The organism is Moorena sp. SIO4E2, assembly GCF_010671945.1.
Taxonomy (GTDB): domain Bacteria; phylum Cyanobacteriota; class Cyanobacteriia; order Cyanobacteriales; family Coleofasciculaceae; genus Moorena; species Moorena producens.
In genome coordinates this window covers 1-11,522 of record NZ_JAAHIE010000212.1, presented here as the reverse complement: position 1 = coordinate 11,522, position 11,522 = coordinate 1, and the positions used below count along the sequence as shown (strand labels likewise).

Annotated in this window: 8 protein-coding genes and 6 pseudogenes; 7 read left to right on the top strand and 7 right to left on the bottom strand. The window is 44.6% G+C overall.

The features are described 5' to 3' along the window. The 6 genes and pseudogenes from F6K37_RS20760 to F6K37_RS20735 all read right to left on the bottom strand — a co-directional run. A partial coding sequence (locus tag F6K37_RS20760) for a DUF6909 family protein (protein ID WP_287251829.1) occupies window positions 1-1,534 on the bottom strand: 1,534 nt, incomplete at its 3' end. Window positions 1,535-1,736: 202 nt separating this feature from the next. Continuing rightward, a pseudogene (locus F6K37_RS45590) lies at window positions 1,737-1,841 on the bottom strand (serine O-acetyltransferase); the annotation flags it as partial. Window positions 1,842-2,242: 401 nt separating this feature from the next. Continuing rightward, entirely contained in the window at window positions 2,243-2,824 is a 582-nt protein-coding gene (locus F6K37_RS20750; RefSeq protein WP_008183453.1) for a TetR/AcrR family transcriptional regulator, read from the bottom strand. 45 nt (window positions 2,825-2,869) lie between these two features. Continuing rightward, window positions 2,870-3,282 (bottom strand): annotated as a pseudogene (locus F6K37_RS20745) (transposase); the annotation flags it as partial. Between the two features lie 26 nt (window positions 3,283-3,308). Beyond that, window positions 3,309-3,521: a hypothetical protein gene (locus F6K37_RS20740; protein WP_287251826.1), complete on the bottom strand. Its 213-nt coding sequence runs from the start codon at window positions 3,519-3,521 to the stop codon at window positions 3,309-3,311. A 403-nt stretch (window positions 3,522-3,924) separates the two neighbouring features. Beyond that, window positions 3,925-4,587 (bottom strand): annotated as a pseudogene (locus F6K37_RS20735) (IS701 family transposase); the annotation flags it as partial. 77 nt (window positions 4,588-4,664) lie between these two features. Between F6K37_RS20735 and F6K37_RS20730 the strand changes: the two are divergent. From F6K37_RS20730 to F6K37_RS45585, 3 genes and pseudogenes are all read left to right on the top strand, one after another. Further along, window positions 4,665-4,811: pseudogene (locus tag F6K37_RS20730) on the top strand (transposase); the annotation flags it as partial. A 117-nt stretch (window positions 4,812-4,928) separates the two neighbouring features. After that, window positions 4,929-5,141: a helix-turn-helix domain-containing protein gene (locus F6K37_RS20725; RefSeq protein WP_008180395.1), complete on the top strand. Its 213-nt coding sequence runs from the start codon at window positions 4,929-4,931 to the stop codon at window positions 5,139-5,141. A gap of 203 nt (window positions 5,142-5,344) precedes the next feature. Beyond that, a pseudogene (locus F6K37_RS45585) lies at window positions 5,345-5,617 on the top strand (hypothetical protein). A 284-nt stretch (window positions 5,618-5,901) separates the two neighbouring features. Here the strand turns inward: F6K37_RS45585 and F6K37_RS20715 are convergent. After that, entirely contained in the window at window positions 5,902-6,498 is a 597-nt protein-coding gene (locus F6K37_RS20715) for a helix-turn-helix transcriptional regulator (protein ID WP_008183441.1), read from the bottom strand. A gap of 468 nt (window positions 6,499-6,966) precedes the next feature. On the opposite strand from F6K37_RS20715, the gene F6K37_RS20710 reads away from it, so the two are divergent. The 4 genes and pseudogenes from F6K37_RS20710 to F6K37_RS20695 form a co-directional block, all read left to right on the top strand. Then, window positions 6,967-7,671, top strand: coding sequence for a hypothetical protein (locus tag F6K37_RS20710; RefSeq protein WP_008183436.1), 705 nt, complete (start codon window positions 6,967-6,969; stop codon window positions 7,669-7,671). Then, window positions 7,668-8,582 (top strand): DUF1822 family protein, encoded by a 915-nt coding sequence (locus tag F6K37_RS20705; protein WP_008183434.1) that lies wholly within the window; start codon window positions 7,668-7,670, stop codon window positions 8,580-8,582. The genes F6K37_RS20710 and F6K37_RS20705 overlap by 4 nt, the downstream gene beginning before the upstream one ends. A gap of 137 nt (window positions 8,583-8,719) precedes the next feature. After that, a complete protein-coding gene (locus F6K37_RS20700; RefSeq protein WP_287251822.1) occupies window positions 8,720-11,020 on the top strand; it encodes a CHASE2 domain-containing protein in 2,301 nt (766 codons plus the stop codon). Window positions 11,021-11,086: 66 nt separating this feature from the next. Then, window positions 11,087-11,522, top strand: a pseudogene (locus F6K37_RS20695) (hypothetical protein); the annotation flags it as partial.

Here is an 11,522-nt window from a genome sequence, read left to right as displayed (position 1 = left end):
TTTGTAAGTGTGCTCCTTCCATCTCCAAGCCAATCACATTCCAAGATGAACTTTTGAAGTAAGCTAAAATATCAGAGTTTTGCAAAGAGGTTCCCATTACTGTCACCAACGCTCCTTCATAAATGGGGATGCCATCATCTTGAAAATCCTCACTCTTTAGCTCATTAACAAAAGGATAATTATCTGCTGTTCCCTCAAAGATGTGTGCCGTTGGTAGCATTAAATCTCCCTTTTTACCCACCAATATTCCCGCTTTTCCCATTACCGAAATCGACTTCACATTAAGTTTTTTGGAGTGCCCGCTGGTTTGATAAGGTTTGAGTAATTCATCCATAATCTCAAACGCTTGTTCCCCAAAGGCATAATCCATTACCAAGATAACTGGCTTTTCCTGTTCAATTATGTTAGGATTAATTGGTAATTCAGGGGAAAGCAAAGCCAGGGGTAACATAGCAGTATCAAAAATCTGTACGTGGATATTTGTCCCAGCTCGATCGGCCAGATAAAACATCCCGTTTTGCAAGGCAAACTCCCTAACCTCTTGGTTTAGGTGGGCGTTTTCTGGTAAACTTAACTCACGGGCAATTTCCTCAATTTTTTTGTCCTGTCCCAAGGTGTGTTTCAGTGCTGATGGCGCAAATAAGCAATTCATCACGCTATGCAAATTCGCACTAATAATATGGAGTGGGCGCTCCCATAAATTGTTTTCTAACACAAAGCCTTTAACATCACTGGCCCACTGCGCCCCGTGGATATGATGTCCAATCCGCTCCCGGAGTGTGGAACTGAAAGTAATTTTGCGATCGCGTTGGGATTGGACTTCTTCCATCGCCACTCGACCCAGCCAATAGATAATATCAAATAGACCATTATTGTCAGAGCTAGCCTGAGCCAGGCGATGGTAAGCGTGTTTGGTTTCTTCAAACGTACGTCCTAAAAGAGTACTTAAGTAAGAAAAAGCTCGATGCTGGACTTCCAGGTCTTCTGACACCAACGACTTAGGATTATCCGGGGATTGTTGACCTGTAACCATTTCTTCGAGCTTTATCCACTCTCGTGTTGGTTGACCTTCCTCCAGAGCATGGTCTCTAATTTTATTAGCTTCGATATAAATAAAGGTCAGATGGGTAAGAATGTCATAAATCTCGCTACGCCCTCGGGTAATTTCGATCAGCATCGTTTCTTCATCAATGCGGTAGCAATTACGGCGACGTTTAGCAGGAACAATTGTCTCAAATCCTGATTGACTATACCCTTCTGCCGCCACCAGTTTCACAAAACGACACATTTCCATGCCGCAGGGTAAGCGATCGATAACATAAACTAGACCATTCAATTCCACTTTCTGTGGGTCAGCAATGGAGCCATAAATTTCTGGTTGCAAAGTCAGCAACGCTTGCCTCAACGCTGCACCAGAAGCACCCCCCGGCTTGTAGTATCCTCGGATAAATAGATGTCGCATGATCACATAAATCCGTTCGATAGCAGCCCGAGATTCTTGAGCGCGAGTTCTTGGCGGAACCGGAATAGTCATACAGAGGCTCTGTTACGATTGCTAGGAATGATATCAAGTATAGTTGGGTCAATTACCCATTACCCATGACCCATTACCCATGAGTTAATGAATTGCTGTGTGTTTGCGCTCCTTCAAATCCTGCACCTGTTGTTCCAAAGTAGCGATGCGGTCTATCAATGTCCGAATTAGCTTGGCCTCTACATCGGGCAGTTTGTCCTGTGCCAGGATAGCAAAAGAGTACTTCTAGCCAATTTCGGGCAGCGGGGTCTCTTGTGAAAATAACGTCGATATCTGCCCAAAGGGTTTGCCACCAACCAAAAGCCAGGGAGGAAGTAGTAGACCTAGAAGAAGCATCAGATGGTGCAGCGGGGTTTGTTGGTACATCAACGGTTTGGGATTTGCTACTGATGTCTTGGCTTCTAGTAAACGTAATAGGTTGTAGCATTGACATGTCTCCTGAATGACTATGACTTCCTGAGCTTTTGAGAATTATTTCGGGATTTAAGCAGGTGCATCTCATTAAAGCTGTTTTACTCGGTGGTGCGTTACGGGCAGCAACCTAACCGTGGTTACCGAGAAAATCCTCGGCCCCCCTAACGCACCCTACGCAAAATTTTCAAATATGAGATGCACCCATTGAACCAGGGGTGATTGGATCAAATCACGGTATTTTTTGACCATTTAGTCAAAAAATGACCAAAAAAAATTTTGCTACCTCTGAACCGATTATTCGAGTACAGACAAAGCTACCTCCAGAATGTCATCTAGATAAGAACAACTTGGATGTATTTTACCTCGGACATTGAATCCCAATATAACATGATGTAGAAAGCGAGCGAGTTGACGTGGATTAGCCTCCCTTGGCAACTCCTGAGCGGCTACAGCCCTCTCTAATGCCCGCTCCAAGGCTTTGTCCACCTGCCGGGTTAGGCACTGAACCATCTTAGCCACTGCTGGGTCATGGGGAGCCAACTCCATCATGGTATTGGCCATCATACACCCACGATATTTGGGACAGATAGCCTCAGAAGCCAACCCTCTGATTAGATTACGGATGTTTTCTAAGGGAGAGCCCGGTTCATTCAACCGTTGCTCAATGCAGCAGACTACGGTTTGTCCATAGTGCTGTACTGCCTCCAAAAACAGAGAATGTTTACTACCAAAGGTGTTGTACAGGCTTTGGCGTTGGATGCCCATGTGCTTGAGCAGGTCATTGAGCCCGGTAGCATTGTAGCCTTTAGACCAGAACAAGTCCATAGCTTTTTCTAGGGCTTCTTCCCGGTCGAACTCTAGCTTTCTTCCAACCATAGTTTTAGGTTAGCACAATTTTGACTATTGGGACTTAGACAAAAATCAAGCCCAAATATACCCCAAAGTGGCTTGATAAGAGGCAAATACCTCCTGATGGTAGGTAAGCCAATTAAAGAACCGGAAAGACATTGCAGTACGATTTGCATCCATTGCTTCTGTAAAGGTGTTCATTCGCGTAGGGTGGCCTTTGGCCAAGGTTTATTAGCCCATTGCCTTCTTAACCCCCCAGTAATTTGATGCCAAATGAGAAAAGTATAAGCACAATAAACTAAAAGAAAATGCCTTAGTAAACTGCGTTTATTCCTCACTTGATATTTTCGTAAACCTAACCAGCCTTTAGCTTCACGATAGAAGACTTCAATCCAATTCCTTTGAGAATAAGTTTGAACTATCCACTCTGGGTTTACTATTGATGACTCTACGTTAGTCATAAAGTAGTCGATATCTGGGCGTTGCTGATTCTGGGTATGGTTTTGCCCCCCTAGCCCCCCAATTTTGCGGTGCGACCCGTGGCGAATTTAATTCGCCGACGGAAAGCGCACCGGTGGGGGAATAAGACTTTCTTGCGTCCCCCAGCGAGGGATTGCTCGCTGGGGGACCCACGGGGGCTTGACCAAAACCAGATGATCGCGTATTCATTCCTTGATTCAGCAACGCCGATATCTGAGGCTCCTGGTGCTGAGTTGGCATTCATGACGATAGCAAAACTCTTTTCTCCTTCATTAGCTGAGATTTTCCCGGTGAAGGTAGCTACCCAAAGGGTTTTCGGCTTTTTTAGATTGAGTTTAACCGGAGTTAAGTCCTCTTTTGATAGGGACGCGCGCTAACTCGTCTAATCGAATTTATTGTTCTGTTTCTGTCCTTGACTCGGTTTTTCTTATTACTTTGAGGCCCGACCCAAGGGCAGTTTACCTGCCCATTGGAACGCGCGCCTATTCGGTTTTTTGCCAACCCTACTAAGAGGTTGTCTGAGAAGTCTCATTTGCTACATCAAAGCCCCCTAAATCCCCCAATTTTGGGGGACTTTTAGCCGCAAATTGATTCTTGTTCCCCCCAGAATTGGGGGGCTAGGGGGGCAAAATTCAGTATCAAAAAACTTGGGAGATATCCTCTAAATAGTTCAATCGTCTTTTTTCCAATTCTTTCACTAATGTTGAGTTATTCCCATACCCAGTATCAGTTAGTACCACTCCCGGTTTATATCCTCTGCTTAGACTTCTATCTACTAACTCTCAAGCGAGTTCAGGTTTATTTTTAAATTATTCGTCTTTTTTTCCTGAGGGCAATGAATTAGCGTGTTGGGACAACTCTATGTCTAATGGTAGGCTTTTTTTTCGTCATACAGATGAGTGTAACCCATGACTATTCCATTGTCTGTTTTGCCAATTTCACCAATATACTGTCGGACAACGACCTTAGTAAAGTTACCACTTTTTCTATGCCCCGAATCATCAATAATTAAGTTTAATCCTCGTCTGATTTTTGTTTGGGAACACTTATGCATAATTTGTAACCGACGTTCATTCACCTCCTGGTATGACCAAGGAGCCTCCGTCAAGAAGTGATGTAATCCATGGTAAGTCACACCAACAGCATTCTCGGCGATCTGATCAAGGTTTTGTCTCTCACTTTCCCCCAATAATCCCCCGATGAGTGTGCCCTTACTCCCTTTTTTGAGCCTTTGTTTTGAACACCTCATCAAAGTGCTTACACCATCTCTCAAAGCAAGGTGGCATCGCTGCGGGAGTTGTCTGTTTGATCAGGATTGACCTCGACGTGAAAACTCGGCTTAGCAAGTATTATACCCTCAAAACACCTTTTTTATTGTTTAAGTCCCACTAGTCGCAGATACGGACAAAATGGATATCCGAAGCCAAATGGAAAACCAGCACTATGGATTCCTAGCTATTTTGCTGCTTCCGTTGCTGGAGCTTCTATTGAGGTGCTGAAAGAGTACATCAACAATCAAAGAAAGCCGTCCTAGAAGGACGGGGCTTCGGCAAAGCCGACGCTACGCGAACAGACCCATTTTTTTTGGTGAGATTAGCGGTAACATATAACTCAGTAAACTTAATTATGTTAACTTTTAAATAGGACAGTAATGACTAATTTAGGGGACAACCTAAAAAAAAGACGAGAATCCCTAAATATCACCCAGCGGGAAATCGCTCATGAATTGGGCGTAACCGTTACCACGGTGCAAAATTGGGAAGCGGGCAGGCATATCCCCAAACTGTACCCAAATCAGCTCAAGGCATTGTGTGACCTGCTGAAAGTTACCCTAGATGAATTGGCAAAGTGGGTAACTGATTGAACTGTTGGGATCTACCTAAAAAAAAACGCCCCATATGGGGCGTAACGCTTTCCTATTAACCTGGGACAGTGTCCCAACAGTTAATCAAAAACTAAAACAGGAGAGGATTATCGCCATTTTATTGGCTACTTGTTACAGCGCCTGTGAACCAAACTTTTCGCAAAACAATCAGAAAAAATTTTTGGGGGCAAAATCTGTAGGGAATCGGGAATCGGGAATCGGGAATCGGGAATCGGGAATCGGGAATCGGTAATCGGGAATCGGGAATCGGGAATCGGGAATCGGGAATCGGTAATCGGTAATCGGTAATCGGGAATCGGGAATCGGGAATCGGTAATCGGGAATCGGGAATCGGGAATCGGGAATCGGGAATCGGGAATCGGGAATCGGGAATCGGGAATCGGGAATTGGTAATCGGGAAACAATCTTGTTTAACCGATTACTATGACAACCGCAATCAGCGTGTTTTTATATGATTTGTAAACACAGGTATTGCAGAAATTTGCTTGCATACAAGAGGCAAAAGGCAAGATTGTCAAGAGATTCGGAGTGTTATTTTACAATAAAAAAATACCTCAATGGTTTACATCTCATTTGGAAACCATTGAGCGCGATCGCTAATACAAAAAAATGCCCTAAACAGGGCATTTTGTCAGTTGTCCTACGGAGTAGTGTTTAAAACGTTGTCTTTGTAGTGGTTGTGGTCCCTAAATGCCCACATCACCAAGAATTTCTGTCTTCCAAATCGCTAATTATGCCCCTAAGCAGCCATTTCTTCCATCATCATCGCCATTTGCTGCTTGGCAAGAATGTTTTTCATGTGCTTCTTCACCGTATTGAGGGTAACAAACAGTTCTGCAGCAATCTCTTTGTAGGAGTAATTGACTCGACGCAGTAACCAGACTTCTGCCTCACGGGCAGTTAAGCCATATTTCTGAACTTCAGCTAGGGCTATACTATGAATGGATTGACGTTGGTCTTCGAGGGTAACTATAATATAACGCTGCTCAGATATCCTCAGGTTGAGCCATCTAGCCCGAATCCGAAAGGTTGTGGAGTGACTCGTAGTAATCTCTGAATCTATAATTACAGATTGATGGGCATAGAATTCATCACTTTCTTTCAAGGCTTGGCAGACACGCCAGATTTCTTTAGGCACCACCGTAAAATGTTTGCTGTTCGGAGTAAGTTGCTCACAAAGAACACGAGCGGTTTCATTGCTATGAACCAAATCTCCTTGTGTATTCAGAATTAAAACACCGTCAATAAAACCTTCTAGTACTCCTTGCAGTAGACCATTGTCTAACTGTTGCACCTGAGGAGCGGATTTTTCTAGAGTGTTGGTGAGAGTATACATGGTCTGTTGACGCACTAACTGGATTTAAACTGTTTAGGTGTGCTTGACCCATTAAGAATTAAATTCGCCACGAGTCGCACCTGTTGAATCACACTTGGCTTAGCCATTTGTTACAGCACCTCTCAACCAGGGTTTTCGCAAAAAAATCCGACAAAAATTTTTTTTGGGCTTTTTTGCGAAAAACCCCCCGATCACTCGTGTAAATAAATACTGGGTGACTTTTGCCATTCCCCAACATTGATGCCTAAGATGTCTAGGGATGGTCAATACTGAGTCCAGTCTTCGGGCTGCCCTTTGTAGCGCTTCTCATGGGGAGTAGAGGTTAGTAGTTAGTGTAAGCATCTACCAACATAAACAACAAACTACTAACAACTAACTTGAGAACCGCTATCGATAGACTAATGCGTACTAAACACGATTGACCGTAGGTCACGCTACGCGATCGCATTTACAACAGGGACATAACCGATGAAAAATCTAGATCGAATACTCCGTCAGCTGATAGTTGAAGCATGTAATCATCCACCATTAAGTCTGGAACGTCGGCAAAAACTGAGCGAGGTACATCTACTAGTGATGAAATCCGGCAAGCTTTGGAAAGAATATAGCTCTTATTATAATGACGCTCTCCAAGAGATGTGGGAATATTGCTGTGGCCATCCTGAAGAGTATGACCCGACTATCAAAGGTGTGATTACTTGGCTCGACGATGAACTAAAAAAGCGACTGAGACGATTTCGAGATGCTGGCTATAGGCAACAGAAGCGGCAAATTACTGGCCTAAGCACAGAGGAAGGTAAAACTATTGACCCTGTAGATAGGGTACCAGCTGCTCCTGATCTACAGCCAGTTATGAAAATTTGGCAAAAAACCTTGGATTGGGTTAAAACAGACCCAGAAGGAGTGTTACGTCAGACTTGCTTTAGGAAACGCCCTGAGATTAATGCCCAAGTCCTAATCCAGCGGCGACTCCCTCCTGATCAGCCTTGGAAAACCATTGCAGCAGAATTTAAGCTAACCCCACCAGAAGCTAAAGATTTGCCCAAATTCTATAACCGTAAATGCTTACCCCTGTTGCGAAAATTCGGTGTATGCCAGGGATATATAGAAGAAAAGTCAAAGACTGGTAGCTCGAAAAGCACCACAAAACCCCAACCTAGGAAAAAATCATGAGACACAACGCCAACATGCTATCAGATTGGTCAATCCCCATGCCGATTACCCAGTCGGCCCTAGAGATAGCCCAGCAGTTTGCTCAGTACCAACCCACCACGCAAAAGGCTGAACAAGTCTATCTCAACACCCTGGCAGTGTGTGCGGTGAATAACTACTTACGGATTCTGGGTATTCCCACTGACCTAACCGCAGGGGATAGCTGGAATTCAGTAGTGGGCTTGGCTGAAAATGTGGCTGACCTGAGGGTAACCGGTTTGGGGCGCTTGGAATGTCGGCCTGTCAAACCCGGTGATTTGACTTGTCCCATTCCCCAAGAGGTAAGATTTAACCGGATTGGCTATGTAGTGGTTGAGATTGATCAAGACCATACTGAAGCCACGCTGCTGGGATTTTCCGCAACTTCGGAAACCGGTGAATTAGTCATCCACCAATTGCGATCGCTTAAAGATTTACCAGCCTACCTCGATCAATTTCAACCTATGACACAACTCAGTCAATGGTTGGAGCATATCTTTGAAGCAGGTTGGCAGAGTTTGGAAACCCTTTTAGGTAACCAAGGTTCTCAGCCAGCTTTCGCCTTTAGAACCAAGTCTCAGACCATTAAGCGATGTAAACAGATTGAATGGGGCAAACCTAATCAAGGGGTGGCTCTGGTTGTGGAACTCACCCCAGAATCCGAAACGAAGCTGAATGTTCTCCTACAACTCAATCCCATCAATGGTCAAACCTATCTACCCCCCAATCTGCAGTTGCTCTTGCTAGATGAGGAGCAAGAAATGCTGATCAATGCCCAAGCCAGAAACCAGGATCAAGCCATTCAATTGGATTTTAGTTGCGAAGCCGGAGACCGTTTCAGTGTCAAGGTTGCTCTGGATAATGCCAGTGTGATCGAAGAGTTTGTGATCTGAAATTCCCAAATCCGCTGTTCCCGATTCCCTGTTCCCTATTCAGTACGCGCTATAACTAGGAATAACATTAGACAAAATACTGATTTTTGACGGTTGACAGTAAACCGTCAACCGTCAACCGTTAAAAAACTAAGCCAATGGCAAAGCTAGTAACTCTTAAGCTGGATGGGGATTTTGAGGAAGGTTTTCGGGTCACTCTGGAAATTGGCTCAGAAGGCGAAGGTCCGGAAACAGAACTTACTGGCAGATTGCCTCCAGCACCCAATCTAGTCAACCACTATCACGAGTGGCGGTCAACCTATCGCAGTCTGGGGAGCTCTTTGCGGGCAATCAAAATCAAACGAGTGGCAATCGGTGGTTCCATCAACAACCAGAGTCAGGGATTATGCGATCGCTTAAATCGGTGGCTGAAGTCAGAGTTATTTAGTCCACTGCGGGAAAAGTGGTTGGAAAAAGTGGGCACTACCGAAGAAGTCCGGGTGCTGATTCGTACCAAAAATCCCCAGCTCAGGCAGCTTCCTTGGCATCAGTGGGACTTTTTAGAGCGTTACCACCAAGCAGAAATTGCCCTAAGTACTCCAGAGTATGAACAACCAGGCAAATCGAACCAAAGCCGTGATCGACACAAGGTTAGAATTCTAGCGATTTTGGGCAATAGCGAAGGGATTAATATCCAACAAGACCGACAATTATTAGAGAATTTACCCTTTGCAGACATTACCTTTCTGGTAGAAGAACCACGGCAGAAGCTCAACGAAGCCCTGTGGGAGCAACCTTGGGATATTCTGTTTTTCGCAGGTCATAGTGAAACCGAGGCAGGAAGGGGTCGGATTCATATCAATCAGACCGATAGCTTAACCATTGACGAACTCAGAGAAGCCCTCAAAAAAGCCATAGAAAGGGGGTTGTCCCTAGCAATTTTTAATTCTTGTGATGGCTTAGGATTAGCCAATGAGCTAGAACAGCTGCACATTCCCCACATGATTATTATGCGGGAGCCCGTACCGGATCTGGTAGCACAGCAGTTTTTGCAATATTTTCTCAAAGCCTTTGCTAGTGGTAAGTCCTTGTATCTAGCAGTGCAAGAAGCCCGGAAAAAACTGCAAGGTTTGGAAGATCAATGTCCCTGTGCCAGTTGGTTGCCAGTGATTTGTCAAAATCCCGCTGCCATACCCCCAACCTGGCAACAGTTGCGTGGCAATCACCAGCGCCACCTGCTCCAATCGGCCCTGATCGTCAGTGTGGTGGTTACTATTTTAGTCATGGTGATCCGGCAGCTGGGAATGCTGCAGCTTTGGGAACTAAAGGCATTTGACCAGCTGATGCGGCTACGACCTAATCCAGGGGTAGACACCCGTTTGCTGGTGGTTGAAGCCACAGATGCTGAGATCATGCGCTATGGCTATCCCCTCCCAGATCAAACCCTAGCCCAAGTCCTAGACAAGCTAGAGTCTGATCAACCGCGAATGATTGGCTTAGATATCTTTCGCGAACGTCCTAGAGAACCTGGTCACCAGGCATTGAGCCGTCAGTTACAGCAAAATCAGAAATTCATTGCCCTGTGTAGCGCTAGGGAAGCTAACAACCCCAAAAACTCAGGCATCAAACCTCCCTCTGGGGTGCCAGAATCCCGCCTTGGTTTTAGCAATATCATGGCTGACCCTGATGGCATTATCCGTAGGCATCTTGTATTTATGCATCCCTACCACGATGACCCCTGTGCCACCGACCACTCCTTCAGTGCTAGGGTCGCATTGCATTACTTAGCCCAAGACCGAATCAAAGCAAAAACCATTGCTATGAATAAAATACGCTTGGGTAAGACTGTCTTAACAGAGTTGTCAGCTAATGCTGGGGGTTACCACAATCGTGATTATCGGGGGTTCCAGGTGTTACTCAATTACCGGAAAACTGTAGCCCGACGAGTCACTGTCACAGAGGTGCTAGAGGGTAAGGTCAAACCAGAGTGGGTCAAAGACAAAATTGTTCTGATCGGAATAACTGCAAGGATTGCCAAGGATTACCATCTTACCCCCTACAGTGCCCTGGAGTGGCCATACCAAGAAATGCCAGGGGTAATTCTTCAGGCTCAGATGGTCAGTCAGATGATCAGTGCTGGCCTCGGTGAGCGTCCATTATTATCGGTGTGGTCGGTCTGGGGAGACCTGTTCTGGGTTTGGGCTTGGTCAATCATTGGTGCTACCATTGCCTGGCGCTATGGTCGAATACTGTATTGGGGACTCGCTACGGTCACAGCGACAGGGGTTTTATATCTCCTATGCTTTGGTCTATTTACTTTAGGAGTATGGGTACCTCTGGTGCCATCAGCCTTAGCATTGGTAGCCACTAGTGTAATTGTGGTGGTTTACCGGAAACCACTTGGAGGGATCACTCCCTTAGCTCTGGATGGTATAATTATAGGATTTTTATACAGATAAAAATCCTATAATTATTTATACCAGTTATAAATTGTTTGATAAAAAAATTTATACAAACTGAATATTATGGCCAGAATATACCGTATTTTAAGTAAATTTTTAAGTAAATTTTTAAGTAAGTCCAGGACACTCAGCAACGAACCACTGAACAAAGTGAGTTTGATTGTGATTGTGGTGATTGATATTTTTATCTTAATCAATGTGTTTACAGGACTGAATGATATTAGCACATGGCCGATGAGTCCTGCTCAGACTTATCCATGTTATTACCAGTGGAACAATTACCGTAGACAAACTGATCAAGATAAAGACTATAACATTATTAGCCGTTCATTGGGATCAACTAGTTTTAAACAATCCTATCAACAAGCTGAAGAAGGACATCTGGGTAAAGTTTTTACAACCTGTTTGAAGTATGCAGAATACAAAGATAAGATTAACAATCCCGAAAACCAGAAAACTGAAAAAGCTATTAACCAAAAAAAATCAAAAATAAGTACCA

What these genes read in the sequence shown, in the direction of transcription:
- F6K37_RS20750 (WP_008183453.1), bottom strand. Translation starts at nt 2,824, where the DNA reads ATGGTTGGAAGAAAGCTAGAGTTCGACCGGGAAGAAGCCCTAGAAAAA.
- F6K37_RS20740 (WP_287251826.1), bottom strand. Translation starts at nt 3,521, where the DNA reads ATGAATGCCAACTCAGCACCAGGAGCCTCAGATATCGGCGTTGCTGAA.
- F6K37_RS20725 (WP_008180395.1), top strand. Translation starts at nt 4,929, where the DNA reads ATGACTAATTTAGGGGACAACCTAAAAAAAAGACGAGAATCCCTAAAT.
- F6K37_RS20715 (WP_008183441.1), bottom strand. Translation starts at nt 6,498, where the DNA reads ATGTATACTCTCACCAACACTCTAGAAAAATCCGCTCCTCAGGTGCAA.
- F6K37_RS20710 (WP_008183436.1), top strand. Translation starts at nt 6,967, where the DNA reads ATGAAAAATCTAGATCGAATACTCCGTCAGCTGATAGTTGAAGCATGT.
- F6K37_RS20705 (WP_008183434.1), top strand. Translation starts at nt 7,668, where the DNA reads ATGAGACACAACGCCAACATGCTATCAGATTGGTCAATCCCCATGCCG.
- F6K37_RS20700 (WP_287251822.1), top strand. Translation starts at nt 8,720, where the DNA reads ATGGCAAAGCTAGTAACTCTTAAGCTGGATGGGGATTTTGAGGAAGGT.